Here is a 26,846-nt window from a genome sequence, read left to right on the forward strand (position 1 = left end):
TCAGAAATCCGAGGCAGGAAAGGGATGAGCGAGGAGTAGGGCACGGCCGCTGCCGAGCGAAATCCGCAACGGACCCCGCACTTCATTGGAAAGGGTCAGCGACGAACCGAACGGCACGTCGACATTGTCGAGCGGCCACTTGGCGCCCTGTTCGGACAGCCCGGTCAGCTCGGAGAAGGCGAGCACCGAAAACAGCATGCCGTCTTCATAGTCGAAGCCTGCGCTGCCGGGCAGGAGCGGCAAAGCCTCCTGGCGCCCGCTGCTCAGCAGCACCTCGATGCCGGCTTCGGCAAGCCTGAGCGCAAGGGCGAAATGAAGGAAGGCGTGGTCGGCGCGGGCGCCGCCGAAGGCGCCGACAAGCACCAGCGAGGTCGCGCCGAGCCGAAGCGCGGCATCGATGGCCAGTTCACCGTCGGTCCTGTCCTTTTCGGCCGGAAAGGTCGCCCGCGGCAGGTCGGCAAAACGCGGGTCGAGATCTACCGGCACGGAATCGAAGTCGCCGAGCCACAGTTCCGGCATCAGCCCGAGCGTGGCGGCATGGCGGATACCGGCATCTGCCGCAATCACCCTGCTGCCCGCCACCTGGCGGTCGAGGCGCGGGGTGCGGAAAAGCTCGCCGCCGAGAAGTATGGTGAACCGGGTCATGGCATGCGCATTACCAGCCCGGCAGCCGAAACGGAAGGCCGCGACGCGGTCGGTGGCCGGCAAACTACCGCTTGCGTGGCCTGATGCGCGAGCCTATTTGTTGAACCGCTCTAACGGGGTGCCGGTCGCGCAATTGCGTGCCGGCTGAGAGGCATAGGGAACCGTCCCGGCCAACCCGCTGAACCTGATCCGGTTTGTACCGGCGGAGGGATTAGATGCTTCGGACGCCCGGCGCTTCAAATTCCCTTTCAACACCAATGAAGGAGGCGCCGATGCGCTCGTTGATCCTGTCCATGACTTCCGCCCTGGCGCTGGCCACGGTTGCTTTCCCTGCCGCTGCCGAAGGCAAGCTTACCGTCTACACCTATGAAAGCTTCACCTCCGAGTGGGGCCCCGGCCCGCAGGTCAAGAAGGCCTTCGAAGCCGACTGCGCCTGCACTGTCGACTTCGTCTCGGTCGCCGATGGCGTAGCACTGCTCAACCGCGTCAAGCTCGAAGGTGCATCGACCAAGGCCGACATCGTGCTTGGCCTCGACACCAACCTGACAGCCGAAGCCAAGGCCACCGGCCTGTTTGCACCGCATGGTGCCGCCGGCGCCGACGTCAAGGTTCCGGGTGACTGGAAGGACGACACCTTCGTTCCCTACGACTACGGCTACTTCGCCGTCGTCTATGACACCGAGACGCTGAAGAACCCGCCGAAAAGCCTGAAGGAACTTGTCGAGGGCAATCCGGAAGAAAAGATCGCGATCCAGGATCCGCGCACCTCGACGCCGGGCCTCGGCCTGCTGCTCTGGGTCAAGTCGGTCTATGGCGACAAGGCGCCGGAAGCCTGGGCCAAGCTCAAGGGCCGCGTGCTGACCGTCACCCCGGGCTGGAGCGAGGCCTATGGCCTGTTCACCAAGGGCGAGGCGCCGATGGTGCTGTCCTACACCACCTCGCCAGCCTACCACATGGTCGCCGAGAACACCGAGCGTTACCAGGCGGCGTCCTTCGAGGAAGGCCACTACCTGCAGATCGAGGTCGCCGGCATCACCACGACCGGCGCCAAGAACCCGCTGGCCGAAAAGTTCATGGCCTTCATGACCAGCCCAGGCTTCCAGGACGCCGTACCCGAAACCAACTGGATGCTGCCCGCCGGCAAGACCGACAAGCCGCTCAACCCTGCCTTCGACAAGCTGGTGAAGCCGACCAAGACGCTGATCTTCAGCGCCGACGAGGTGGCTGCCAACCGCAAGGCCTGGGTCGACGAGTGGCTCGGCGTGATGAGCAAGTAAGGCTCTGTCGACCTGCCATGGTTGCGCTTGAACATCCCCTTCTGGCCTGCCGGCCATCTCCCCCGCAAGGGGGGAGATTGGTAGTGGAATGGCTCTCGCCAACCCCAGAGGTTGCCGGTGGTGCGTGGGCATCCAAGCCGCTGATCTCCCCCCTTGCGGGGGAGATGGCCGGCAGGCCAGAGGGGGGTGGGACAGAGCGCGACCCATCGCGGCTGCCGCACCTGCGCCTAGCCAATCGCGGCCCTGCATGTCGGTGAGCCGTACAGACCCCCGCATCGCCGCCGGCATCATCGCGCTGGCGGCCATCGGCATCCTGATCGGCGGCGCATTTGCCGGTCTTGGCATCGAGGCCGCACGCAATCCACAAGGTGCTGCCGACGCCTTCGATTCCTATCTCTTCCGCATTGCCCGTTTCACCCTGTGGCAGGCGCTGCTGTCGACCTTGCTGTCGGTTGTGCCGGCGATCTTCGTTGCCCGAGCGCTCGCACGGCATCCCGCCTTTCCCGGCCGCGCGCTGATCCTGCGCCTGTTTGCCGTTCCCCTCGCCTTGCCGGCGATCGTCGCAGCCCTTGGCATCCTGTCGCTCTACGGCCGCGCCGGCTATTTCGCTGAACCGCTGGCGGCGCTGACCGGCGGCACCTGGCCCGGCATCTATGGGCTGTCCGGCATTCTCGTTGCCCATGTCTTCTTCAACCTGCCGCTGGCGACGCGGCTGATTCTGGAGGCGCTGCAGACGGTGCCGGCGGACCAGTGGCGGCTGGCGAGCCAGCTCGGCATGGGCGCACGGTCGAGCTTCCGCATGATCGATTGGCCGGCAATCCGAGCAGCCTTGCCCGGCATTGCGGGCCTCGTTTTCATGCTGTGCATCACCTCCTTCACCATCGTGCTGACGCTCGGCGGCGGCCCGGCCGCAACAACGCTTGAGGTTGCGATCTATCAGGCGTTGCGCTTCGACTTCGACCCCGCGCGCGCAGTCGCCCTGACCCTGCTGCAGATCGCGCTCACGGCAGTTGTGGTTCTGGCGCTGATGCGGCTCGGTGCCAACACGACCGGCGACGCCAATCTGCCGGTGGCCCAGCGCAACTACATCAAGGCAAAGACCGGCGAGAAGGCGCTCAACACCGCCATCATCGTTGTGGCGCTCGTCTTCGTCGGCGGGCCGATGCTGGCGACAATCGTCTCCGGGCTTGAGGCCAATCTCGGCCGCCTCGCCGGCGAAGCGGCGGTGCAGCGTGCGACACTGACCAGCATCGTGCTTGCGACGCTGTCGGCAACACTCGCAACCATGCTTGCGCTGTCCCTCGTCATGGCGCGCCGGGCACTGGCCGGCAGCAGGACAGGCGGCGAAAAGACATTGCTCGAACGCTTCACCGACACCGGCGCCGGCTTCGTATTGGTGGTGCCGCCGATCGTCATCGGTGCCGGCTGGTTCGTGCTGGTGCGGCAGTCGGTCGAGGTGTTTTCGCTGGCGCCATTCATGGTCGTCACCGTCAACGCCGTTATGGCCATGCCATTTGCCGTCCGCGCCGTCCGCCCTGCCTATGACGCGGCCAGCGAACGTCACGAAAGGCTGTGCGCCCAGCTCGGCATCTCAGGCTGGAACAGGCTGCGGTTGATCGACTGGCCGGTGCTCAAGCGCCCGCTTGCAACGGCATTCTCCTTTGCCATGGCGCTGTCGCTCGGCGATCTCGGTGTCATCGCGCTGTTCGGCAGCGACGCGGTGCAGACCTTGCCCTACCTTTTGCTCGCCCGCATGGGCAGCTACCGCACAGATGACGCGGCGGGACTTGCATTGATGCTCGGCCTGTTGTGCCTGGCGTTGACGATGCTCGCCGACCGCCTCGGTAGGGAGACTACGAAATGACCTCGACCAGTGCCGCGGTACGCCTCGACCATGTGGTGTTCAGCTATAGCGACACCATGGTGCGCTTCGACGTGACCTTTGCACCGGGCGAGATCACCGCGATCATGGGACCGAGCGGCGCCGGCAAGTCGACATTGCTCAACCTCGTCGCCGGCTTTGAGATACCGCGCGAAGGCCGCGTGTTGATCGGCGACGTCGACGTGACGATCGCACCGCCATCCGAGCGGCCGGTGTCGATGGTTTTCCAGGAAAACAACCTCTTTGCCCATCTCGACGTCGAGAAGAATGTCGGGCTCGGTCGCTCGCCTGCGCTGCGCCTGGCCACTGCCGACAGGCGGGACGTGGCAACCGCACTGACACGCGTCGGCCTCGCCGGCATGGAGAAGCGCCTGCCCCGCGAACTGTCGGGCGGCGAACGCCAGCGCGTGGCGCTGGCGCGCGTCCTTGTCCGCGACCGGCCGATTCTCCTGCTGGATGAACCCTTTGCCTCGCTTGGACCAGCATTGCGCGAGGATATGCTGGATCTCGTGGCGAGCCTTCATGCAGAACGCGGCATGACCGTGCTTTTCGTGACACACCAGCCCGAAGATGCCCGAAAACTGGCTAAAAACATGGTTTTCGTCGAGGCTGGCACTGTCGCGGCGGCTGGAAAGACTGCGGATTTCTTCACCAATGCTGGACCTGAAGCGTTCAGACACTATATCGGCGGTGAACGGTGATGACGCGATCACGCCGGGTTGCCCGGAAGCGGACATAATTTACAGCCAAATCGCCACATTGGCGGTATCGGCCTTATTGTGTCGGCGAGTCGTCAGTGGCTACGTCCATCTGGTCGGGCCCGCTTCTGCTTTGCCTGCCGCCTAAAGACTTCGAAAGGACGCGAGCTCTGCCCACCTGCCGCGACATGTTGATCGAGACGAGAACGCCCCGCTATGCGCGCCTGATGGTTGCCGTCGCGCTGTCGGCGCTTGTCTCGGGTTGCCAGATACTCAACCCCTCCGATGTCCGCGAGTCAGGCTTCCAGCCGTCCAACAATCCTGTCACCGTCGACAACGTCACCCGCAACGACAAGCTCGCCGAGATCGCCAAGGCGCAGCATCCGCGCATTCTGGCGACCTATGGCGGCGAGTATTCGGATCCCAAGCTTGAGCGCATGGTCGCCAAGGTTGTCGGCAGCTTGACCACCGTGTCGAGCAACCCGAACCAGACCTACCGCATCACTATCCTGAACTCGCCCAACGTCAATGCCTTTGCGCTGCCCGGCGGCTATCTCTACGTGACGCGCGGCCTGCTGGCGCTGGCCAATGATTCGGCCGAGCTTGCCGCCGTCATCTCGCACGAGATGGGCCACGTCACTGCCAACCACGGCATCCAGCGTCAGCAGAAGGAAGCCGAGGAAGTGTTGGCGACCAAGGTCGTCACCGACCTGCTCGGCGAAAGCCCGACCGCCAAGGCAGCGCTGATCCGCGGCAAGCTCCGGCTCGCCCAGTTCTCGCGCAATCAGGAGCTGGAAGCCGACGGCATCGGCATCAAGATGAGCGGCCAGGCCGGCTACGATCCGTTTGCCGCAGGACGCTTCCTGCAGTCGATGGCCGCCTACTCCGACCTGCGCGCGGTCAGCGGCGCCACCGACGCCAGCCTCGACTTCCTGGCGAGCCACCCCAACGCGCCGCAGCGCATCGACCTTGCCCAGCGCCACGCCCGCCAGTTCGGCGCGCCCGGCATCGGCCGCCGCGATCGCGATTCCTTCCTCGCCGGCATCGACGGCCTGCTGTTCGGCGATACGCCCGACGAAGGTTATGTGCGCGGCACCACCTTCATGCACCCCAAGCTCGGCATCTCGTTTGCCGTGCCGCAAGGCTTTGTCATCGACAACACGGCAGCCGCCGTCACAGCGACCGGACCTGACAATACGGCTATCCGCTTCGATGGCGTGGCGATCGACGCCAAGCTGCCACTGACCGACTACGTCAAGAGCGGCTGGGTCGCAGGCCTCGACCCGTCGAGCGTGCGCGCCGATACGATCAACGGCAACGAGGCGGCCTTCGCCCGCGCCAGCGCCGAAGGCTGGCAGTTCGATATCGTCGTGATCCGCAATGGCGCGCAGGTCTATCGCCTGCTGACGGCCGCTCCGACGGCCAGCACCGCGCTGGACCAGATCGCCCGTTCGGTCAGCTCCAGCTTCCGGGTCATGACGGCAGCGGAGAAGGCTGGTCTGAAGCCGTTGCGCATCCGCGTCGTCACCGTCCAGCCCGGCCAGAACATGGGCTCGCTCGCCGCCAGCATGGTCGGCGTCGACCGCAAGCTCGACCTGTTCAGGGTTCTGAATGCGCTGGCGCCCGGCGCCTCGGTCTCCGCCGGCGACAAGGTCAAGATCGTCACCGACCGGTAGCGCATCGGCCCGGAAATCGGGACGTTCGGCAAGCACGATGCAGGTCCAAGAGATCAGCGCTCAGGCGACCTGGAACGCCGAGTTCTTCCGCTCCAGCGCTGATTTCAGCTTTTCCATGGCGCGGGTCTCGATCTGGCGAACCCGCTCCTTCGAGATGCCGAGCGAGGTGCCGAGCTCTTCCAGCGTGGCACCTTCCTCCGTCAGCCGACGTTCTTCGATGATCTGCAGTTCCCTCGCATTGAGCACGGTGAGCGCGTCATGCAGCCATCCCGAGCGGCGCTCGATGTCGATCGCCTCGCCGACCAGCTCGTCCGGCAAGGGATCGTCCGAGACCAGCAGATCCATCCGTTCGCCCGAATCGCCATCGTCGCTGAGCGGCGCATTGAGCGAGGTGTCGGGCACCGACAACCGCATGTCCATCAGCGCGACGTCGGCTTCCGACACGCCAAGGGCTACCGAAATCTCCTGATAGGCTGCGGTGCCGCCGAGCGGGTCGCCGCCCTGGGCGAGCCGGGCGCGCATGCGCCGCAGGTTGAAGAACAGCGACTTCTGCGCCGAACTCGTGCCGCCACGGACGATCGACCAGTTGCGCAGGATATAGTCCTGCATCGAGGCGCGAATCCACCAGGTCGCATAGGTCGAGAAGCGGACCTCACGCTCCGGGTCGAAGCGTGCCGCCGCTTCAAGCAGCCCGACATGGCCTTCCTGGATGAGGTCGCCCATCGGCAGCCCGTAGCGCCGGAACTTGACCGCCATGGCGATGACGAGGCGCATATGGGCGGTGGTGATGCGGTTGAGCGCATCCTGATCGTGCCGCTCTTTCCAGCGGATCGCCAGCTCGAGCTCTTCGCCGCGCTCCAGATAGGGCGCGCGCGACGCCGCCCTCAGCATCATCTGCTCGCCAGACAGGCCTGCCCGATCCATATACATCTTGCGCCCCTTGTCCTGAGAGCAGCCAGACGCGCACCGCAATTGCCGCGCTGCCCCGCAGCGCCATTAACGCGCCGTATCGTCGAATGTTCCGGGGCGGCTGGCGGCCTTCAGTTGCGTAGATTCGCATTCCAGTATTGCGTCGATTTTGAAATTTCATTCCTTATGTCGAGAGCTGGCTTCTGACAGATTGCCGCCAATCACAACTTTCCCGGCCAGCAAGCCGGGCACAAAATCGGGATCACACAAAATGAAGTGGTTTAAGTCGCTGGCCGTTGCCGCAACGATCCAGCTCGCAGCCGTCGCCGCCGGCCATGCCGGTGAAAATCTCAATGAGATCAAGGCAGCCGGCGTATTCAAGATCGGCACCGAGGGCACCTACGCGCCCTTTACCTATCACGACGCATCGGGAGCGCTCGTCGGCTTCGACGTCGAGATCGGCAAGGAAATCGCCAAGCGCCTCGGCGTCAAGGCAGAGTTTCTCGAAGGCAAGTGGGACGGCCTGATCGCCGGCATCGACGCCAAGCGCTATGACGCCGTCATCAACCAGGTCGGCATCACGGAGGCGCGCAAGGCCAAGTACGACTTCTCCGATCCCTACATCGCCTCGAAGGCAGTGCTGATCGTCAGCGGCAAGAATGAGGACATCAAGGGCTTCGCCGACCTCAAGGGCAAAAAGTCGGCCCAGTCGCTGACCAGCAATTTCGGCAAGATCGCCGAGGCCAATGGCGCCGAGCTCGTCGGCACCGATGGCTTCGACCAGTCGATCCAACTGGTGCTGAACGGCCGCGCCGACGCCACCATCAACGACTCGCTATCGTTCTTCGACTTCAAGAAGCACAAGCCCGACGCCGACGTGAAGATCGTCGCCGAAGAGGCCAAGGCCGACTTCTCCGGCGTGATCGTGCGTAAGGGTGAGCCCGAGCTGGTCGAGGCGATCAACAAGGCGCTGGCGGAGATCAAGGCCGACGGCACCTACAAGAAGATTTCCGAGACCTATTTCGGCGCCGACGTCTCGCAGTAACAGCATTGCCCTTCAGGCGGCGCCCGGCGTGGCGGCCGCCTGTAAGGCGCTCATTTTCCACCTCTCATTTTTTCCCATGAACTTGCCCGGAAAATCTGCGATTTTCCGGGCTTGTTTGTTGTGGAGAGGGAGCATTCATCTTGCCACACTGGCTTCAATTGATGCTGGACTCGCTCGGCCCACTGTTGTGGGCCGCGCTCGTTTTCACAGCCCCGCTGACGCTTCTCTCTTTCGCCTTCGGCCTGACCGTGGGGCTGGGCGCAGCCCTTGCCCGCCTGTTCGGGCCTACCTGGCTTTCTGGCATCGTCCGCTTCTACGTCTGGATCATCCGCGGCACGCCACTTCTGGTGCAGCTGTTCCTGATCTTCTACGGCCTGCCCAGCATCGGCATCGTGCTCGACGCCTTTCCGGCGGCACTGATCGGCTTCACCCTCAATGTCGGCGCCTATTCCTCCGAGATCATTCGTGCCGCCATCAGCTCGGTGGCCAAGGGGCAGTGGGAAGCGGCTTACTCTATCGGCATGACATGGTCGCAGGCGATGCGTCGCACAGTCCTGCCGCAGGCGGCCCGCGTCGCCGTGCCACCGCTGTCCAACACCTTCATCTCGCTGGTCAAGGACACCTCGCTGGCTGCCGCCATCACCGTGCCGGAGATGTTCCAGGCAGCCCAGCGCATCGTCGCCACCACTTATGAACCGCTGATCCTCTATGTCGAGGCGGCCATACTCTATCTCGCAATGAGCTCGGTGCTGTCGTCGCTTCAGGTCAGGCTCGAGAAGCGGCTCAACCGTTACGGCGGCTTCCTGGAGGCACGGTCATGATCGGACTGTCCCACATCGTCAAACAATTCGGCGACAATGTCGTGCTCAAGGATGTTTCGGTCGAGATCCGCGAGGGCAGCGTCACCGCCCTCGTCGGGCCTTCCGGCGGCGGCAAGAGCACGCTGCTGCGCTGCATCAACCTGCTGGAAATTCCGACCTCCGGCACTGTGCGCATCGGCGACGACACGCTCGAATTCCGCCCCGGCCACCGCGTCGCCACCAAGGCAATCCAGCAGTTGCGCCGCCAGACAGGCATGGTGTTCCAGAACTTCCAGTTGTTTCCGCATCGCACGGCGATCGAGAACGTCATGGAAGGGCTGGTGACGGTGCTGAAATGGCCAGATGCGAAGGCACGCGAGCGGGCCATGACGCTGCTCGACAAGGTCGGCATGGCGCACAAGCTCGACGCCTGGCCCGCGACCTTATCCGGCGGTCAGCAGCAGCGCGTGGCCATCGCACGCGCGCTGGCGCCGTCGCCCAAGGTGCTGTTGTGCGATGAGCCGACCTCGGCACTCGACCCGGAACTCGCGCAGGAAGTGGTCGACGTGCTCGGCCAGCTGGCGCGCGAGGGCACGACGATGGTGATCGCCACGCACGATCTGCGCCTGGCGTCGAAGATTGCCCATGAGGTGCTGTTCCTGGAAGGGGGCTCGGTGGTTGAAAAGGGCCCTGCCAACGAGGTGTTCGGCAATCCCAGGCACGAGCGCACCAAACGGTTCATCGCGACGATCACGCATCAGCACGACCACGGCAAGGGCGGCGAAGGCTAGATCTCGCTGCCGCCCCAGGCAGTGGTCAGAACGAGATTGCCACGGCCGGGCGGACATCGACCACGGCATCGCCGGCACCAAAACCGTCGAGCGTTTCGTTGTGGTGGGCGATGATGTCAACACGGGTGAGATGGGCCGAATCGGCGGTCGTATGGCAGTCGGCGACGAGCGTGACGTCGTAACCGAGCGACACGGCCCGACGCACAGTCGTGTCGACGCAGAACTGGGTCATGCAGCCGCCGACGACAAGATGCGAGATACCAAGCTCCCCAAGGCGGGCGCCGAGCTCGGTCTCGTGAAACGAGTCCGAGCTCTTCTTGCGAACGAGAAGGTCACCGGCCCGCGGGGCCAGCTCCGGCCGGACTTCCCAACCTTCCGTGCCAACTGCTAGGCGGTGGCCCGCAGGGCCGTCATGCTGGATGACTATGACCGGCACGCCCGCAGAACGCGCTCTGTCCTGGAGATCACGCAGCCTGCCGATGGTATCGTCGAGCGCAGCCTCGAGCAGTGGCTGCCGTTCTGAGGTGCCTTTGCCCCTCAGGATCGCATTCTGCACGTCGATGACAAGAAGTGCGGTGCCCATATGCTGCCTCTCCTGTTGCGAGATTGGCGTCGGATACAGCAAAACCGATCGGCTCAGTAGCGGCTTTCACGCCGAACTGCTCGGCCAGCAGGGCCACCTTCTGGCCTGTCCCATCGGTCGCAGGGTCACGGCAACCGCGGTGACGGTCCAGAAGTGGCGGCATCTCATCCAGCCAGAGCCTCTAGGATATTTGCCAGAAGTGACTTTCAGCCGATTGGCCGCGCAACGCACCATTGTCTGCTGAGACGCACTGCCTCTCGGCAGACAAACAAAAAACCCGGCCAATGGCCGGGTTTTTCATAGCGGATCTTACAAGCCCTATCAGGCAGCTTCTTCCTGCTCGGCGTCGGCTTCTTCGTTGTCAGCCTTGGTGCCGCGCTTCGGACCCTTGTTGAGGTTGGTCTCGATGAGACGGACAGCCTCGGTCTCCGACAGGCGGTTGACCGCTGCCAGTTCGCGCGCCATGCGGTCGAGCGCTGCTTCATAAAGCTGGCGCTCGGAGTAGGACTGCTCCGGCTGGTTGTCGGCGCGATAGAGGTCGCGCACGACCTCGGCGATCGAGATCAGATCACCGGAATTGATCTTCGCATCATATTCCTGGGCGCGGCGCGACCACATGGTGCGCTTGACGCGGGCGCGGCCCTGCACGACCTTCAACGCACGCTCGACATAGTCGGTCTCCGACAGCTTGCGCATGCCGATGGACGTTGCCTTGGCGACCGGCACCTTGAGGCGCATCTTGTCTTTCTGGAAATCGATTACGAACAGCTCGAGCTTGTGTCCCGCCACTTCCTGCTCGTCGATCGATACGATCTGGCCGACGCCGTGCGCCGGGTAGACAATGTACTCGCCAGTCTTGAAACCGTGACGTGCTGCGGATTTCTTCTGCGGGATGGAAGTTGCCATACGCCCTGAACTCCTTCTTGTGACACCGGCCCGCCGAGGCCGGTTGATCGGGACGGTCGCAAAACGCGACCTTCTGCCGCACGACATTCGACCCCCAATCGGAAGAGCCTGGACCGGCAAACCGCAAAACGTTGCGACCGCCGGGCCCAGATTACTCTGGTCCGGATTAGGGTTGTCACCTTTCAGTGAATTAGGCTATGCGCCATAAATCGACGTTGTGTCATCGGCATGTTGGGCTAGCTCTAACACAAAAAGTCGGAAGAATCAAGATTTTGCTGCATACGCGAACAATCTGCCGCGTCAAGAGTCGACGGCGGCTCTCAATCCAACGATCTAGCGCCATTTAGGGCGCGCTACCCTCAGTTGCCTTCGCCAGGCTCGGCTGAAAAGAACTTCTCGAACTTGCCTTCGACGCCGTCAAATTCCTTGGCGTCTGCCGGCGGCTCCTTCTTTGCCGTGATATTCGGCCATTTTTCGGCATATTCGGTGTTGATCTGCAGCCATTTGTCGAGCCCCGATTCAGTGTCAGGCTTGATCGCGTCGGCCGGACATTCCGGTTCGCAGACGCCGCAGTCGATGCACTCGTCGGGATGAATGACGAGCATGTTCTCGCCTTCATAGAAGCAGTCGACCGGACAAACCTCGATGCAATCCATGTATTTGCATTTGATGCAGTTGTCGGTGACGACGTAGGTCATGAAGCAGGCTCCGGGACTTCCCGTAGTTTGTATCTTTCGGGTGAGGTATCCCCTTTGCGGGGTCGTTGCAAGGGCGGCCATTCCGCGCAGAAGCACGTTTGCGGAACGTAATTCTCAACTTCGTTGCCGCCGCTCCAGAGCCTTTGCGTCACTGGTCGCGCAGCCTGTCGGTGGCCCGCCGTTCTTTCTTGGTCGGACGGCCACTGCCAACCTCGCGCAGCGGCGGCCTGGCGTCGGGCGGCGCCTCATCCCTCGGCGTGGGTGCGGGAGAGATGTCGTCGTAGAGCTTGCGTGCTTCTTCGGCCGGCCCGCGACGCTCGCCAGCCAGCAGAATCTTGTAGACCAGGATACGACGATCGAGCGTAATCGTCAGCACGTCGCCTGCCTTGACGATGTCGGAGGCCTGGCTGAGCTTCTGGCCGTTGCACCTGACGCCGCCAGATTGCGCGAGCTTGGCGCCAAGCGAGCGCGACTTGACCGCGCGCGAGAAGAACAGCCACTTGTCGATGCGCTGTCTTCCCTCGCCGGCCAAGGCGCTTACTTCTTGAGCTGGTCGCGCAGCGCGGCGAGCTTGGCGAAGGGCGAATCCGGATCGATGCGCACCGGACGCTCCTCGCGTGGCTTGGGCTGGAAGGCGGGCTTGCCCTTGGGGCCGTTGCGGTCGCCGCCGTGCCTGTCGCCCTGCGGACGCTCATTGCGATTGCGGTGTTCGGGACGCCCACCCTCGCCCTGCGGCTTGCCGCCGGGCTTGCGGTCGAAACGCGGACGGCCGCCATCACGGCCTTCGCCACCCTCGCGCCCGCCACTGCGGTTGCCCTCGCCCTGGCCCTGACGGGCTGCGGGTGCGCCGGCGGCACGCTGCTCGCGCTGGCCGCCGCGTGGGCGATTGTCCTGGCGATGACGCGGGCGCTGCTCGAAGCGGCCCTGACGCCACAAAAGGATCGGCTTGGGTTCTTCGGCAGGCTCCGCGGCGGCAGTTGCCGGCTGGGCTTCGGCTGCAGCAGTCTCGACGGCCGCCGCTTCCGACAGCGTTTCGGCTACAGGTTCTGCGACGGCTTCCACTTCTGCGGCGGGTGCAGCAACTGCCTCGGGTTCGACGGCAGGCTCGGCCGCCACTTCGGCCACGACCTCAGCTGCAACCTCGGCAACAGCTTCCGGCGCCTGCTCGGCATCCGCTTCCTGCGCGTCTTGGGCAAATGCTTCCGTGGAAACCTCGGCGGCCTGGCCGGCAGCGGCAGCTGCCGCTGCGGCCTTGTCGGCCTGCGCCTTGGCCACGGCCTCGCGCGTGGCAGCGTCGATCGTCTCGAGCTTGTCCTTGACCTCGGCAGCCGGCTTCGGCTCGGCGCGATAGCCGAGGCCCTTGAGGATTTCTTCCATGTCGTCGCCGGTTGCGCCGAGGATCGACATCATCTGCGGCGTGACGATGAAGGCGCTGCCGTCATAGGCACCGTCAGGACGCGCACCGATGCCCTGCTTCCAGGCAAGCGCCGGGCGGATCAGATCGGCGAGACGTTCGAGAATGTCGACACGCACGGCGCGGCGGCCAAGATTGCGGAATCCGGCGAGCTTGTAGAAGGTCTTGTCGAAAGCCTGATCGATGACAACAGACGTACGGCCGGCGGCCAACGCATGGACGACATCGCCGAAGCCCGGCTTGTCCTTGCCGTCATTCTTGAGCGCCCAGAGCAGTGTCACCAGGCCGGACGGTGCCGGCTTGATCATCGCCGGTACAAAGACGTGGTAGGCGCCGAAGCGGACGCCGAGACGGCGAAGTGCTGCGCGACCTTCCTGGTCGAGCGACTTCACCTCGTCGGCGATGTCGCGGCGATTGATCAGGCCGAAATTCTCGACCAACTGGAAAGCGATGCCACGACCAATGCCGGAAAGCTGTTCGCCGGCCTTGAGATCGACCAACGGCTTGAGCAGCGACTCAATCTGGAAATTGACGAAACGGTCGGCGCGCGCCGCGACCTTGTCACGGGCCGGGCCCGTCAGTTGCTCGTCGGCGAGCAGCACGACGCGCGGCTTGAGCGCGTCCTCGCCCTCGACCAGCGTGCCGATCGGCGCGCCGATCCAGCGCAGAACGCCGTCGGAGCCAAGCGCGATATCGCCATTGGGCGACGCCGAGAAACGCTCCGCGCGGGCGTCGAATTCTGTGGCGAGCGCCTTCTGCGCTGCCGTGCGCACGGCCTTGGCATCTTCTCCGCCAGCGCTCTGATCTGCGGTGAAACGGAACCCTTGCAGTTCGCCGACATGGTGGCCCTCGACGAGGACAGTTCCGGACGGGCTTATTTCGGCTTCAAGCATAGTGTTTTCTCTAAGGCGGCGCATGAGGACGGAAGTCCTGCGGTCTACAAAGCGTTTCGTCAACCGCTCATGCAGTGCATCCGACAATCTGTCTTCGATGTTTCGCGTTTTTTCTTGCCAGTGTGCCGGATCGGCAAGCCAGCCAGGGCGGTTTGAGACAAAAGTCCAGGTCCGGATCTGTGCGATCCGGTGGGAGAGCGTGTCGATGTCGCCTTCGGTGGAATCGGCGCGGCGCACCTGTTCGGCCATGTAGTTTTCGTCGACATGACCGTTGCGGGCGAGATCGTCATACATCGACGCAATGAGGTCGGCGTGCTGGGCAGGCGCAATCCTGCGATAGTCGGGCAGCGCGCAGGTCTCCCACAAAAGGGCGACACGTTCGCGACCGGTGGCGAGCGAGCGGATGTTTTCGTCACGCGACAGGTGTTCGAGCGCCTGGGCGTCGACCGCAGGCAGCGCCCGCGTCAGGCCCTCGACGGGCGCCACCGTGTCGATCGAGCGCTTGAGCGTGTCGAGGCTTGTGAAGTCGAACGAAGCGGTGCGCCACTGCAGCACCTTCACCGGCTCGAAATCGTGCCCTTCGATCTTCTCGATCAGCTCCTCGTCGAACGGATCGACCTGGCCGGTAACGCCAAAGGTGCCGTCGCGAAGATGACGGCCGGCACGGCCGGCGATCTGGCCAAGCTCGGCGGCGGTCAGCTGGCGATACTGGTAGCCGTCGAACTTGCGGTTCTGGGCAAAGGCAACATGGTCGACATCGAGATTGAGGCCCATGCCGATGGCATCTGTGGCAATCAGGTAGTCGACGTCGCCGGACTGGTAGAGTTCGACCTGGGCGTTGCGGGTGCGTGGGCTGAGCGCGCCGAGCACGACGGCAGCGCCGCCCTGCTGACGGCGGATGAGCTCGGCGATGCCATAGACCTCATCCGCCGAAAAGGCGACGATGGCCGAGCGGCGCGGCAGGCGCGTCAGCTTCTTGGAGCCGGCATAGGCAAGATGCGACAGGCGCGGCCGGGTGACCACCGACACGCCCTTCAAAAGCTTCTGCAGGATGCCGTGCATGGTGGCAGCACCCAGCAGCAGCGTTTCGTGCCTGCCCCGCAGGTGCAGGATGCGGTCGGTGAAGATATGGCCGCGCTCGAGATCGCCGGCGAGCTGTACCTCGTCGATGGCGACGAAGGCGGCATCGGTCTGACGCGGCATCGCCTCGACGGTGCAGACGGAATACTTGGCACCGGCCGGCAGGATCTTCTCCTCGCCGGTCACCAGCGCAACCTTATGGGCACCAACCTTCTCGCAGAGCCGGCCATAGACCTCGCGGGCAAGCAGCCTGAGCGGCAGGCCGATGATGCCGCTTTCATGCGCGACCATGCGCTCGATGGCGAGATGCGTCTTGCCGGTGTTGGTCGGCCCGAGGACCGCTGTCACATCGCGACCCGACAGGATCAGGGGGTCATTCTGCTTGGAGTGAACATTCATTCTAAGGAACCGCCCTCGGCGCCGGGCCCACCCGGCGTTGCGCCGCTTTCACGACGACTGGACACATAGGGATTTGCGAGACGAAGCGAAAGCGGAATGTTCCAGATTTAAGAGTTGGAACGAGTCTGGAACGAATCAGCGACGAATCACTGACTCCGGCAGATTCAGGTTTTGTTCACCCCAACATATAGATTTCGTGCTGGCAAGTCGCACCACATGCAGATTCTCTAAAGTGGCCCGTTTCATGCTTTGGCCCACTGCTGTTAACCTTTGCCGGCCAAGCGCCCGAACGCTCTGGCAAACCCGACGCAAAATAATGATTTTGTTGATGTTTCCTATCTCCGGGTTAACGCTGGAATCGTCGATGAGCGGCATTTCGTTAAGATTTGAACCAAATGCGGAACGAACAGGCGACGAATCACTGATAGGACAAGTTTCCTGATTTGTTCACCGCTAGATGTTGTGTCTTCCCCAACGACTCCACCGATTATCCACCGTGGAGTCACAGGCTTGTCCACAACAGGCTCCCGGGCGCGTTAATCTTTGCGTGCCAAAGCGGCACACCGCTGGTTCGACGAAAATATCTGTGATTGCATTACGTTAAGGGAACCACACCCGTTGAATGCGACAGCGAGGCATGTCTCCATCCGCATGTTGAGTCTGCGCGGCGGGGATTGCCCAGGCGGGGCCTCCGGAAAATGCGGCGCACCACGCAGGCGCACGACATCTGGAGGGAAGATCATGAGCAAACGTCTATTCGCCGAGTTCCTCGGCACATTCTGGCTTGTCTTTGGTGGTTGCGGCAGTGCGGTGCTTGCGGCTGCGTTTCCCGAACTCGGCATCGGCTTTGCCGGCGTAGCCCTGGCATTCGGCCTGACCGTGCTGACCATGGCCTATGCCGTCGGCGGCATCTCGGGCGGCCACTTCAACCCCGCAGTCTCTGTCGGCCTGATGATGGCCGGTCGCTTCGAAGCCAAGAACCTTGTGCCTTATGTCATCGCCCAGCTTGTCGGCGCCATCGTCGCCTCGACGGTGCTCTACCTCATCGTCAGCGGTAAGGCCGACTTTGCCGGTATCGGCGGCTTCGCGACCAACGGCTATGGCGACGCTTCACCCGGCAAATATGGCCTGACCTCGGCATTGATCATCGAGGTCGTTTTGACCTTCATGTTCCTGATGATCATCCTGGGCTCGACCCATGGACGCGTGCCGGCCGGCTTCGCACCGATCGCCATCGGCCTTGCGCTGACGCTTATCCACCTGATCTCGATTCCGGTCACCAACACCTCGGTCAACCCGGCCCGCTCGACCGGACCGGCGCTGTTCGTCGGCGGCATCGCCCTGCAGCAGTTGTGGTTGTTCTGGGTAGCCCCGATCGTCGGCGCGGCGATCGCCGGCATCGTTCACAAGGCGATGTTCGAAAAGGACTGAGCCTCACCGGCCAGACGCGAAAACGGCGCCTTGCGGCGCCGTTTTCTTGTTTCGGGGCAGCAAGCCCGACGGTCAGACGAAATATTGTCCGCCGTTTGCGGACAGGGTCGCGCCCGTGATGAAGCCCGATTGTTCCGATGCCAGGAACACCACGCAGCGCGCGATCTCTTCAGGCTCGCCGAGCCTGCTGACCGGGATCTGGGCGATGATCGATTCCCGCACCTTTTCCGGAACCGCCATCACCATCTCGGTGGCAATGTAGCCGGGACAGATGACATTGACGGTGATGCCGGCGCGGGCGCCTTCCTGGGCCAGCGCCTTGGTGAAGCCGATGTCGCCTGCCTTGGAGGCCGAATAATTGGCCTGGCCGGCCTGGCCCTTCTGGCCGTTGATAGAGGAGATGGTGATGACGCGGCCGAACTTGCGGTCACGCATGCCGCTCCACAGCGGATGGGTCATGTTGAAGGCACCGTTCAGGTTGGTGTCGATGACTTCCTTCCACTGCTCGCGCGTCATCTTGTGGAACATCGAGTCGCGCGTGATGCCGGCGTTGTTGACCAGCACCGAGACGGGGCCGAGGTCAGCCTCGACCTGCTTGATGCCGGCCTCGCAGGCGTCGTAGTCGGCGACCGACCATTTGTAGACCGGAATGCCCGTCTCGGCCTTGAACTTCTGCGCAGCTTCGTCATTGCCGGCGTAGTTGGCCGCAACCGAGTAGCCCGCCTCCTTCAGCGCGATCGAAATAGCAGCACCGATGCCGCGCGATCCTCCGGTAACCAGTGCAACCTTGCTCATGCGTTTCCCCTTTTCTGCTGCTTGATGGACTGCCCTTGCGACAGGCTTTTCCCTTGCGAGAGGCTTTTAGAGACAAAAAGGGCGGCACATCGGCCGCCCTTTTGTTTTCGATTTACATCGCCTCGACACACATCGCGACGCCCATGCCGCCGCCGATGCACAGGGTCGCCAGACCCTTTTTCGCACTGCGCCGGCGCATTTCGTAGACCAGCGTGTTGAAGACGCGGGCGCCGGACGCGCCCACCGGATGGCCGATGGCAATGGCGCCGCCATTGACGTTGACGATCGCCGGATCCCAGCCCATGTCCTTGTTGACCGCGCAGGCCTGTGCGGCGAAAGCCTCGTTGGCTTCGACCAGGTCGAGATCGCCGACCGACCAGCCGGCCTTTTCCAGCGCCTTGCGCGACGCCGGGATCGGGCCGGTGCCCATGATCTGCGGGTCGACGCCGGCTGTCGCCCAGGAAACGATGCGGACCAGCGGGGTGAGGCCGCGGCGTACAGCCTCGGCTTCGGTCATCAGCACGACAGCGGCAGCGCCGTCATTAATGCCGGAGGCATTGCCGGCGGTGACGGAACCTTCCTTGTCGAAGGCAGGCCGCAGCTTGGCAAGCGAATCGAGGGTCGCACCGTGGCGGATGTATTCGTCCTGGTCGACGATGGTGTCGCCCTTCTTGCCCTTGATGGTGACCGGAACGATCTCGTCCTTGAAGCGGCCTGCAACCTGCGCGGCTTCGGCCTTGTTCTGCGAGGCGACGGCGAACTGGTCCTGCTCGTCGCGGGTCAGCTGCCACTGGCGCGCGACGTTCTCGGCGGTGTTGCCCATGTGGTAGCCGTAGAAGGCGTCGGTCAGGCCGTCCTTGATCATCGTGTCGATCATCTTGAAGTCGCCCATCTTCACGCCGCCACGCAGGTGCTGGCAGTGCGGCGCCATCGACATCGATTCCTGGCCGCCGGCGACGATGATCTTGGCGTCGCCGGTAGCAATCTGCTGCATGCCGATGGCAATGGTGCGCAGGCCCGAGCCGCACAGCTGGTTGAGGCCCCAGGCGGTCGCCTCCTGCGGCACACCCGCCGCCATGGCCGCCTGGCGGGCCGGGTTCTGGCCGGCGCCGGCGGCAAGGATCTGGCCGAGGATGACTTCGTCGACTTCCCTGGGGTCGACACCGGCGCGTGCCAGCGCCTCGCGGACCGCGACTGCACCGAGTTCATGGGCCGGGGTGTTGGCGAAGGCACCGTTGAACGAGCCGACCGGCGTTCGAGCGGCGCTGGCGACGACGATGGAGGACGAGGCGGACATGTTTCTCTCCAGACTTCGTTTGACGAATGGTTCTGGCGCCTCGAGACATTGGCGCTCATGACTTTTCTTGCCCGTTCCAGGACCCGAGTCAAACCGGAAAATCAACGGATCGCCGATGCTGCGGCCGCACTGCAGCAATGCTGCGCAGCATTTTTTTTGCCGGCGTTGCCTCGCCTTGCCTTCTCGCAGTGCACAAACCACTTGGATTTGCGATTGCTTTGCGCTTATCCTCGTGGCCGGCGAAATGTTACCGGCTGCTTACACGGCATTCCGGTCTTCCGGGGGAGGATGCTGATGGTTGCCAAAGACACGCCAATCGTAATCAAGAAATACGCCAACCGCCGCCTCTACAACACCGGCACGAGTACTTACGTCACGCTCGAGGACCTGGCCGAAATGGTCAAGAAAGGCGAGGAATTTACCGTGCAGGACGCCAAGACCGGCGAGGATATCACGCACCCGGTTTTGACCCAGATCATCTTCGAACTGGAGAACAAGGACGGCCAGAACATGCTGCCGATCCCGTTCCTCAGGCAGCTGATCTCCTATTACGGCGACCAGATGCAGATGGTCGTGCCGAGCTTCCTCGAACAGTCCATGCTCGCCTTCTCGAAGGAACAGGAACGCTTCCGCGAACAGATGAAGGCGACCTTCGGCAAGGCGCCGATGGACATGATGAAGGGGACCGCGCCGATGAAGGCGCTGGAAGAGCAGACGCGCCGCAACATGGAGCTGTTCCAGAACGCGATGCGCATGTTCACCCCGTTTCCGATGCCCGGCACCGCAGCGCCCGCAGAGCCGGCGAAGAAAGAAACGCCCGAGAAGCCGGACGAGCTCAAGGAACTCAAGGACCAGCTCGCCGCCATGCAGCGCAAGATCGATTCGATGGGGTGAACACCCGGTCCGCCTTGGCGGATTGAAACGTCCGGTGGACGTTTCAAAGGGTGCGAACGCCGGGAAGCTGCCGGAGGCAGCGGGGCCCCGGCAGGGAACTGCGGCACTTAAGGCCGACGGAAAGCCAACTGCTTGGCTTTCCGAGCGTCGAACGCCCGGAGCGACAGCGAAGGGCCGGAGAGACTTGAAGCTTGAGCTCTTCCTTGAACCACCGGCAAGCCAACGCAGCACGCCCCCGCCCCTACCCTTTAGGACGAGAGATTTTCAACCTGACGCAGGGTTTTGCCGGGCGTCGGGAGGGTGTTTGCTAGACGCCCATCGATTTTATCAGGAGGACTGCACATGACCGAACTGACGCTGGCCAAGGCCAACGCCATCATCGACACCGCTTTCGGCCTTGCCGCCGAGCAGAAGTTCAAGCCCCTGGGCGTCGCCGTGCTCGACGCCGGCGGCCACCTCCTGGCCTTCCAGCGCCAGGACGGCTCGCCCTTCATCCGCGCCGAAGTGGCGTCGGGCAAGGCCTATGGCGCGCTTGCCGTCGGCTCGAGCTCGCGCGCACTCGGCGTTGCCGCCGTCGAGCGTCCGCATTTCTTCCAGGGGCTTTCGGCGGTGTCGGGCGGAAAGATCGTACCGGTGCCGGGCGGCGTGTTGATCCGCAACAAGAATGGCGACGTGCTCGGCGCGGTCGGCATTTCGGGCGACACGTCGGACAATGACGAACTGGCGGCCATGGCCGGCATCGAATCGGCCGGCTTCGTCGCCAAGGTCTGACCTATCAAGCGCGCTCCTCGAGGAGCGCGCTTCTACTCGCGCCCAAACGTGACGTCCCGGTTGGCCGAACGGATCGATACCGAGAAGCCAGCCAGCACGTCGAGCAGCGAAATCACCATCAATATGAAGAAGACCGAGCTGGTGGCGCCGCGCACCAGCAGGAATTCGACCAGGAACGCGACAAAGACGAAGGTCGAAAGCAAGTGATCGACGACAGAGGCGCTGCCCGTGCGGGTCGCCTTGACGATCTCGACGAAGAAAAGCAGCAGCGCCACCACGATCAGCAGGTCGCCGAGGGTAAGCGCAAAACTGCCGCCCGACATCATCCCCAACGTGAGGATCTCGGTTGCCCACGGATTGCCGTCGGGGCCGCTGCCGAACAAGCCGGCCACGCCGATGTTGTAGAGGACGAAGGGTATGATCAGAAGGGGAATGCCCGCGAGCATGGACCGGTCTCCGCTTTGCGCTGGCACCTTCTAGAATCCCCGGACGGCCGGGCGTCAAGGAAATTCAGCACCATCATCCGGACATGCAAAAAGAAAGGACCGGCAAGGCCGGTCCTTTCCCAATTTGCTCGCTCGGGTAAAGCCGCTTGGCTTTCCCTCGGGAAAAGCTGCTTAGCTTTCCTTCGGCGTCAGAACCTGGCGACCGCGATACATGCCGGTCTTGAGGTCGATGTGGTGCGGGCGGCGCATTTCGCCGGAATTCTTGTCCTCGACATAGGTCGGGGCCTTCAGCGCGTCGGCCGAGCGGCGCATGCCGCGCTTGGACGGGGAGGTTTTTCGTTTTGGAACAGCCATGGATATACTCCACCAATCGGTCAAATGACCCTGTCCGCCCTCGTGAAAGGGCCGCGCATGGGCCGGAAACTGAGAAAGTTGGCGAGCCTATACACGGCGAACGCAGGCTTGACCAGCCCGAAGCGACTCTTTTTTCAGCCGACAGCCGTCTATCTAGTTCAGGCACTGTACATAGGCGCCTGCCTTGGTGGCGCGGCGCTCGATGACCGATGCGAGCCGCCTCAGCCCGGGTCCAGGCTTGGCTGGATTGCGTGCCGCCGGATTGGGCAAGGTTACCGCCAGAAGCGCTGCCTGGCGCCGCGACAGCTGGCTGGCCGGCTTGCCGAAATAATGCTGCGACGCCGCCTCGACGCCGTAGATGTTGGGGCCCCACTCGGCGATATTGAGATAGATCTCCATGATCCGCCGCTTGGGCATCAGCGCATCGAAATAGATCGCCAGCGGCAGTTCCAGAGCCTTCCGCAGGAACGAGCGGCCATTCCAGAGATAAAGATTCTTCACCGTCTGCATCGGGATGGTCGAAGCACCACGAGTCGATTCCCCGTCGAGCGCATCGCTTATGACACCACGCAACTCACCCAGGTCGACGCCCCTGTGGGCGCAGAATTGCCCGTCCTCGGACATGATGACGGAATGCGCCATGACGGGCGCGATGTCGTCGAGCGGCACCCACTGGCGGTCATAGCCCTGCAGCGTGACGACATCCTTGATCATCAGCGTCGAGATCGGGCGCACGACCGGAGGCAGATAGAGGATGGTCAACACCACCGGCAGCGCGATCATCAGCGCGGCGAGCAGCGCACCGAGCCGCACCCAGCGGCGCAGGCTTCCGCGCGAGAACATCCCGCGTCGCGCTGCTGCCATCTCCAGCCTTTCGGTTTCCGGCTCTATGATCGGTTCCGACAACCCGTCCGCCCTGTCTTGTCAGCCTTTTGGCATAAAGGCGCTTGGCTTCTTGCGCAACGTCTGACTGTCGGCTACCGCTCGCCGCCATGACGATCGACAGCGATATCATGTTCGAAACCTTCCTGCGCATGCGCGCGGAAACAGTCGAAACGCGGTTGCGGCAGTTGCTCGGCGAGAGCCCCCTGTCCGGCGAGATCGCACGGCCCGGGCATCTGATGGCGGCGATGCGCCATGGCGTGCTCAACGGCGGCAAGCGGCTGCGCCCATTCCTGGTGCTGGAGAGTGCTGCCCTGTTCGATGCTGATGGCGAGGCAGCTCTGCGTGTCGCAACTGCGCTCGAATGTGTGCATTGCTATTCGCTGATCCATGACGACCTGCCGGCGATGGACGACGACGACCTGCGCCGCGGCCAACCGACGGTGCACAAGGCTTTCGACGAGGCGACGGCGATCCTCGCCGGCGACGGCCTGTTGACCTTTGCCTTCGACATTATTGCCGACGAGGCGACGCCGTTGCCGGCCGACCGCCGCGCAGCCCTCGTCTTGGCGCTGGCGCGCGCTGCCGGCCCCGGCGGCATGGTCGGCGGCCAGGCACTCGATCTCGACGCCGAACACAACAAACCCGACGAAACAGGCATCATAAAACTGCAAGCGATGAAGACCGGCGCCCTGATCCGCTTCGCCTGCGAGGCCGGCGCCATCGTTGGCGGCGCATCTGCCGACGAGCGTGAAAGACTGGCCGAGTTCGGTTCGGCGATCGGGCTCGCCTTCCAGCTTGCCGACGACCTGCTCGACCTCACCGCCGACGCCGAGACGATGGGCAAGGCAACCGGCAAGGACGCAGCCGCCGGCAAGGCGACGCTGGTTTCACTCCACGGCCCCAACTGGGCCCGCTCCCAGCTTGTTGGCCTGGTCAACCAGGCGCACGACTTGCTGGAGCCCTTCGGCGAACGCGCAATCATGCTCAAAGCTGCCGCAAGTTTCGTCGCAGAGCGCAACAGCTGATCTTTACTGTCAGCCGGCAAGCAACATTTCGCGGACAAGTTGTGCGGGTCAGAAACTCTTAATGTTAATGGTGTCTATTCCGGCTCTGTAAAATTGTGCGTATGTGTTTGGGGTTGCGCATGCCGGAGCACTCGTCCTTCATCCGTTCCATACGGATCCGATATCTTTCGGGTCTCCTGATCTTCGCCCTGACGTCTATCGCCGTCATGCTGGCCTTCAGCCAGGGCAATACTTATCGCCGCGACGTCGATGCCATTGCCGCCGAGCTACAACTGTTCTCACGCGAACTGCGCAATGCCAGCAGCTTCGCCGAGACGACGAACGGTACCTGGCGGCCGGAAACGCAGGAAGCGCTGGCGGCTGCCGCCCGCAACCATGCTCTCAGGCTCGACGCCCGCATCAGCCACCTGGCCAGCTCGATCGACACCGTCCGCCCCAGCCTGTCCGACAAATCCGTGCGCGAACTCGACAGCGCATCCGTCAATGGCGATCTGTTCTGGTCGGCACGCGACATCACCCACAACCTCGGAGCGCTGGCGAGTGCCAAGACCTCCGACGAATGGAGCTATCGCGAGATCCGCAACCAGAACGATCTTTTCGCCCAGCCGATGCTGCTGCGCGCCACGGCCGCCATGGAAAACGAACGCCGTTATGCCGAAGCGCGCAGCGACCGGCTGCTGACCACGGCCGCCGCACTGCTGATCCTGGTCATCGGCGGCGTCGCTGCGTGGGTCTTCCGCCCGATGGAACACGCCATCCGCAAGGCATTCTCCGAAAGTGCCGAGTCGCTGTCGAAGGCCGAAGCGGCCGACCGGGCAAAGTCGGAATTCCTTGCCAATATGAGCCATGAGATCCGGACGCCGATGAACGGTGTCCTCGGCATGGCCGAGCTCTTGGCACGCACCGACCTGACGCCACGCCAGAAGACCTTCACTGAAGTCATCGTGAAATCGGGCAACGCGCTGCTGACGATCATCAACGACGTACTCGACTTCTCCAAGATCAACGCCGGCCAGTTGACGCTCGACCCGGCCCCGTTCCATCTCGGCGAGGCGGTCGAGGATGTCGCGACGCTGATCTCGGCCCGGGTTGCCGAAAAGAACCTCGAGCTCATCGTCCGCGTCGATCCCCGCCTGCCGAGCCATGTCACCGGCGACGTCGGGCGCTTCCGCCAGATCATCACCAACATGCTCGGCAATGCGGTGAAGTTCACCGAGCGCGGCCATGTGCTTGTCGACGTGACCGGCGAGGTCGTCGATGGGACCGTGGCACTCAGCATCCGTGTCGAGGACACCGGCATCGGCATCCCCGCGGACAAGCTGCAGAGCGTGTTCGAGAAATTCGCCCAGGTCGACGGCAGCTCGACGCGTCGCCATGAAGGCACCGGCCTCGGCCTTGCCATCGCGGCCCGCCTTGTCGACCTGATGGGGGGCCGTATCGGCGTCGAAAGCGAGCTGGGCAAGGGTTCGGTGTTCTGGTTCACAGCGATGCTGCCGGTCCATGAAGCGCAACAGGAAAGCAGCGTCGTGCCGGTCGACGTCACCGGCGCGCGCGTGCTGGTCATCGACGACAATCCGGTCAACCGCGAAATCCTGCTGGAGCAGCTGAAGAGCTGGGGTTTCGACTGTGCAGCCGCGGAAAGCGGCGCCATCGGCCTCGCCTTCCTGGACCGCGCCGCCCAGCTCGGCGCCAGCGTCGACTGCGTCATCCTCGACTACCAGATGCCCGGCATGAACGGCGCCGATGTCGCCAAGGCAATCGCCGCCGACAGCCGCATCTCGTCGATCCCGGTGGTGCTGTTAACTTCGGTCGACCAAATCGATTTCTCCCGCATGGTGCTCGATTTCGGCATCGCCGCGCATCTGACCAAGCCCGCCCGCTCGGCAGTGCTGCTCGGCACGGTGATCGCTGCGGTGCAGAAGGCCCGATCGCAGGCCGGCCGCACCGAATTCGTGCGCGAGCCGGTCCGACACACACCTGCATTCACGGTCATCCGCGGCCCTTCCGTCGCACCGGTCGCCCATCACGAGCCGGCAGTGTTGCAATCCAGCGGGCTCGACGTCCTGGTGGCCGAGGACAATGAGGTCAACCAGCTCGTCTTCGGCCAGATTCTATCCGGCCTCGGGCTCAGCCACCGCATCGCCGGCAATGGCCGCACGGCGGTGGAGATGTACCGCACCTTCAAGCCCAAGCTGATCCTGATGGATGTTTCGATGCCGGAGATGAACGGCTACGAGGCGACACGCGCCATCCGCTTGGAGGAAGCGGCCAATGGCAGCCGCACGCCGATCATCGGTGTGACAGCGCATGCGTTGAAGGGCGACCGCGAGAAATGCATTGACGCCGGCATGGACGATTACCTGCCCAAGCCGGTGTCGCCCGACAAGCTCGGCGCCAAGATCGGCACCTGGCTGAGCGAGAGCGCCGAGCTCGTCCAGTCTGCGTGACGACGCAAACTGCCTATGACTTCTTTATTTCTTGGCAGTTCCGCCCGTCTCGAATCCTGATGCGGCTGATTTTACCTTCCTGACGCGACCGGACGACGGCGACCTCGCCGCTCCGGCGTGAACAACAAGGAAGTAAGAAAATGCTTCGTACCCAGATGCCCGACCGGTTCGTCAGTGCACGGACCACAGAGCCCATGCGCCGTGATGCCGCCAATGACGGTAAGCTGGTCAAGGGCCAGACCGAGCCCTTCATGTTCACCCGCCTGTTCTTCGTCACCGGCGTGCTGCTGGGCGGCCTGGCGTTGGCCACCATGCTTTCAAGCTGACAATGGAAATCTCGGACGTGATTTCGGTCGAGGACGTGGTCCTCGACCTCCGGCCGGAGAGCAAGACACGACTGCTCAAAGCGCTTGCGGCGCATGCCGCACGCCGCACCGGCTGTCCGGCCGCCGAGATCAGTTCGACGCTTGCAGCCAGGGAAAAGCTCGGCTCGACCGGGCTTGGCCAAGGCGTTGCCATCCCGCATTCCAGGTTGCGCGGGCTGCAGACGCCCTATGGCGCGTTTGTAAGACTGGCCGCACCCTGTGCCTTCGAGGCTATCGACGACCGGGATGTCGACCTTGTCGTGCTGCTGCTGTTGCCGGAGGCCTCGCCGCAGGAACATCTCAACGTGCTGGCCAAGATCGCCCGTCGGCTGCGCGACGTCGAAGTGGTGGCAAGCCTGCGCAAGGCAGGCGACGCTGCCACCTGTCATCGCTTGCTCACGGACCAGCCGCTCAAGAGCTCGGCAGCCGCCTGAACAGAC

26 protein-coding genes, 1 pseudogene and 1 riboswitch are annotated in these 26,846 nt (G+C 63.5%); of the genes and pseudogenes, 14 read left to right on the top strand and 13 right to left on the bottom strand.

Features of this window, described 5'->3' with window-relative positions; all coding sequences use genetic code 11:
• Positions 1–645, bottom strand: a complete 645-nt coding sequence (locus tag HNQ95_RS13930; protein WP_067966047.1) for a thiamine diphosphokinase — start codon at positions 643–645, stop codon at positions 1–3.
• Between the two features lie 104 nt (positions 646–749).
• Positions 750–873, top strand: a riboswitch (TPP riboswitch).
• 44 nt (positions 874–917) lie between these two features.
• On the opposite strand from HNQ95_RS13930, the gene thiB reads away from it, so the two are divergent.
• The 4 genes and pseudogenes from thiB to HNQ95_RS13950 all read left to right on the top strand — a co-directional run bounded on the left by thiB (position 918) and on the right by HNQ95_RS13950 (position 6,178).
• Positions 918–1,922, top strand: a complete 1,005-nt coding sequence (gene thiB / locus HNQ95_RS13935) for a thiamine ABC transporter substrate binding subunit (RefSeq protein WP_154386628.1) — start codon at positions 918–920, stop codon at positions 1,920–1,922.
• A gap of 247 nt (positions 1,923–2,169) precedes the next feature.
• Complete coding sequence (gene thiP, locus HNQ95_RS13940) at positions 2,170–3,786, top strand: thiamine/thiamine pyrophosphate ABC transporter permease (RefSeq protein WP_182574281.1); 1,617 nt, start codon at positions 2,170–2,172, stop codon at positions 3,784–3,786.
• Positions 3,783–4,543, top strand: a pseudogene (thiQ, locus tag HNQ95_RS13945) (thiamine ABC transporter ATP-binding protein). The gene thiP and the pseudogene thiQ overlap by 4 nt, the downstream one beginning before the upstream one ends.
• Positions 4,544–4,729: 186 nt before the next feature.
• Positions 4,730–6,178, top strand: coding sequence for a M48 family metalloprotease (locus HNQ95_RS13950; RefSeq protein ID WP_182574296.1), 1,449 nt, complete (start codon positions 4,730–4,732; stop codon positions 6,176–6,178).
• A 60-nt stretch (positions 6,179–6,238) separates the two neighbouring features.
• On the opposite strand, the gene HNQ95_RS13955 is transcribed toward HNQ95_RS13950, so the two are convergent.
• Complete coding sequence (locus HNQ95_RS13955) at positions 6,239–7,108, bottom strand: RNA polymerase factor sigma-32 (RefSeq protein WP_067956731.1); 870 nt, start codon at positions 7,106–7,108, stop codon at positions 6,239–6,241.
• A gap of 250 nt (positions 7,109–7,358) precedes the next feature.
• Here HNQ95_RS13955 and HNQ95_RS13960 point away from each other — a divergent pair, with 250 nt between their 5' ends.
• The 3 genes from HNQ95_RS13960 to HNQ95_RS13970 all read left to right on the top strand — a co-directional run bounded on the left by HNQ95_RS13960 (position 7,359) and on the right by HNQ95_RS13970 (position 9,723).
• Positions 7,359–8,132, top strand: a complete 774-nt coding sequence (locus tag HNQ95_RS13960; protein ID WP_154386630.1) for an amino acid ABC transporter substrate-binding protein — start codon at positions 7,359–7,361, stop codon at positions 8,130–8,132.
• A gap of 140 nt (positions 8,133–8,272) precedes the next feature.
• Positions 8,273–8,953 (top strand): amino acid ABC transporter permease, encoded by a 681-nt coding sequence (locus HNQ95_RS13965; RefSeq protein WP_067956726.1) that lies wholly within the window; start codon positions 8,273–8,275, stop codon positions 8,951–8,953.
• Complete coding sequence (locus tag HNQ95_RS13970; RefSeq protein ID WP_182574279.1) at positions 8,950–9,723, top strand: amino acid ABC transporter ATP-binding protein; 774 nt, start codon at positions 8,950–8,952, stop codon at positions 9,721–9,723. Before HNQ95_RS13965 ends, HNQ95_RS13970 begins: the two co-directional genes overlap by 4 nt.
• Before the next feature lie 25 nt (positions 9,724–9,748).
• Here the strand turns inward: HNQ95_RS13970 and HNQ95_RS13975 are convergent, their stop codons facing one another.
• The 6 genes from HNQ95_RS13975 to HNQ95_RS14000 form a co-directional block, all read right to left on the bottom strand.
• A complete protein-coding gene (locus HNQ95_RS13975) occupies positions 9,749–10,306 on the bottom strand; it encodes a cysteine hydrolase family protein (RefSeq protein ID WP_067956720.1) in 558 nt (185 codons plus the stop codon).
• Between the two features lie 321 nt (positions 10,307–10,627).
• Entirely contained in the window at positions 10,628–11,212 is a 585-nt protein-coding gene (locus HNQ95_RS13980; RefSeq protein ID WP_067956717.1) for a CarD family transcriptional regulator, read from the bottom strand.
• Between the two features lie 359 nt (positions 11,213–11,571).
• Positions 11,572–11,910: a ferredoxin FdxA gene (fdxA, locus tag HNQ95_RS13985; protein WP_067956714.1), complete on the bottom strand. Its 339-nt coding sequence runs from the start codon at positions 11,908–11,910 to the stop codon at positions 11,572–11,574.
• Between the two features lie 148 nt (positions 11,911–12,058).
• A complete protein-coding gene (locus HNQ95_RS13990) occupies positions 12,059–12,442 on the bottom strand; it encodes an RNA-binding S4 domain-containing protein (protein ID WP_067956710.1) in 384 nt (127 codons plus the stop codon).
• A gap of 5 nt (positions 12,443–12,447) precedes the next feature.
• Positions 12,448–15,696 (bottom strand): helicase-related protein, encoded by a 3,249-nt coding sequence (locus HNQ95_RS13995; RefSeq protein WP_182574278.1) that lies wholly within the window; start codon positions 15,694–15,696, stop codon positions 12,448–12,450.
• Positions 15,697–15,831: 135 nt separating this feature from the next.
• Entirely contained in the window at positions 15,832–16,071 is a 240-nt protein-coding gene (locus HNQ95_RS14000; RefSeq protein WP_182585797.1) for a hypothetical protein, read from the bottom strand.
• 366 nt (positions 16,072–16,437) lie between these two features.
• Between HNQ95_RS14000 and aqpZ the strand changes: the two genes are divergently transcribed.
• A complete protein-coding gene (gene aqpZ / locus HNQ95_RS14005) occupies positions 16,438–17,127 on the top strand; it encodes an aquaporin Z (protein WP_067956705.1) in 690 nt (229 codons plus the stop codon).
• A gap of 72 nt (positions 17,128–17,199) precedes the next feature.
• On the opposite strand, the gene HNQ95_RS14010 is transcribed toward aqpZ, so the two are convergent.
• Positions 17,200–17,922 carry a beta-ketoacyl-ACP reductase gene (locus HNQ95_RS14010; RefSeq protein ID WP_067956702.1) on the bottom strand — a complete coding sequence of 241 codons (723 nt, stop codon included), beginning with the start codon at positions 17,920–17,922 and terminating at the stop codon, positions 17,200–17,202.
• A 112-nt stretch (positions 17,923–18,034) separates the two neighbouring features.
• Positions 18,035–19,219 carry an acetyl-CoA C-acetyltransferase gene (locus tag HNQ95_RS14015; protein ID WP_067956699.1) on the bottom strand — a complete coding sequence of 395 codons (1,185 nt, stop codon included), beginning with the start codon at positions 19,217–19,219 and terminating at the stop codon, positions 18,035–18,037.
• Between the two features lie 294 nt (positions 19,220–19,513).
• Between HNQ95_RS14015 and phaR the strand changes: the two genes are divergently transcribed.
• Together phaR and HNQ95_RS14025 are read left to right on the top strand one after the other, a co-directional pair.
• Positions 19,514–20,113 carry a polyhydroxyalkanoate synthesis repressor PhaR gene (gene phaR, locus HNQ95_RS14020; RefSeq protein WP_067966042.1) on the top strand — a complete coding sequence of 200 codons (600 nt, stop codon included), beginning with the start codon at positions 19,514–19,516 and terminating at the stop codon, positions 20,111–20,113.
• A gap of 342 nt (positions 20,114–20,455) precedes the next feature.
• On the top strand, positions 20,456–20,884 hold the full coding sequence (locus HNQ95_RS14025) for a GlcG/HbpS family heme-binding protein (protein WP_067956696.1): 429 nt from the start codon (positions 20,456–20,458) through the stop codon (positions 20,882–20,884).
• Between the two features lie 32 nt (positions 20,885–20,916).
• Here HNQ95_RS14025 and HNQ95_RS14030 read toward each other — a convergent pair whose 3' ends face one another.
• The 3 genes from HNQ95_RS14030 to mtgA all read right to left on the bottom strand — a co-directional run bounded on the left by HNQ95_RS14030 (position 20,917) and on the right by mtgA (position 22,548).
• Positions 20,917–21,330 carry a hypothetical protein gene (locus HNQ95_RS14030; RefSeq protein ID WP_067956693.1) on the bottom strand — a complete coding sequence of 138 codons (414 nt, stop codon included), beginning with the start codon at positions 21,328–21,330 and terminating at the stop codon, positions 20,917–20,919.
• 171 nt (positions 21,331–21,501) lie between these two features.
• Complete coding sequence (gene rpmF / locus HNQ95_RS14035) at positions 21,502–21,684, bottom strand: 50S ribosomal protein L32 (protein WP_008834724.1); 183 nt, start codon at positions 21,682–21,684, stop codon at positions 21,502–21,504.
• Positions 21,685–21,837: 153 nt separating this feature from the next.
• Complete coding sequence (gene mtgA, locus HNQ95_RS14040) at positions 21,838–22,548, bottom strand: monofunctional biosynthetic peptidoglycan transglycosylase (RefSeq protein ID WP_182574295.1); 711 nt, start codon at positions 22,546–22,548, stop codon at positions 21,838–21,840.
• Between the two features lie 128 nt (positions 22,549–22,676).
• Here mtgA and HNQ95_RS14045 point away from each other — a divergent pair, with 128 nt between their 5' ends.
• The 4 genes from HNQ95_RS14045 to HNQ95_RS14060 all read left to right on the top strand — a co-directional run bounded on the left by HNQ95_RS14045 (position 22,677) and on the right by HNQ95_RS14060 (position 26,840).
• The gene (locus tag HNQ95_RS14045; RefSeq protein WP_067956690.1) at positions 22,677–23,594 is read left to right on the top strand and encodes a polyprenyl synthetase family protein; all 918 of its coding nucleotides are present in this window, start codon (positions 22,677–22,679) and stop codon (positions 23,592–23,594) included.
• Positions 23,595–23,713: 119 nt separating this feature from the next.
• Entirely contained in the window at positions 23,714–26,041 is a 2,328-nt protein-coding gene (locus HNQ95_RS14050; RefSeq protein ID WP_182574277.1) for a response regulator, read from the top strand.
• Between the two features lie 140 nt (positions 26,042–26,181).
• Positions 26,182–26,367: a hypothetical protein gene (locus HNQ95_RS14055; RefSeq protein WP_182574276.1), complete on the top strand. Its 186-nt coding sequence runs from the start codon at positions 26,182–26,184 to the stop codon at positions 26,365–26,367.
• Between the two features lie 2 nt (positions 26,368–26,369).
• Entirely contained in the window at positions 26,370–26,840 is a 471-nt protein-coding gene (locus HNQ95_RS14060) for a PTS sugar transporter subunit IIA (protein WP_182574275.1), read from the top strand.
• The last annotated feature ends 6 nt before the right edge of the window (positions 26,841–26,846 follow it).

The organism is Aminobacter ciceronei, from assembly GCF_014138625.1.
GTDB classification, from domain to species: Bacteria; Pseudomonadota; Alphaproteobacteria; order Rhizobiales; family Rhizobiaceae; genus Aminobacter; species Aminobacter ciceronei.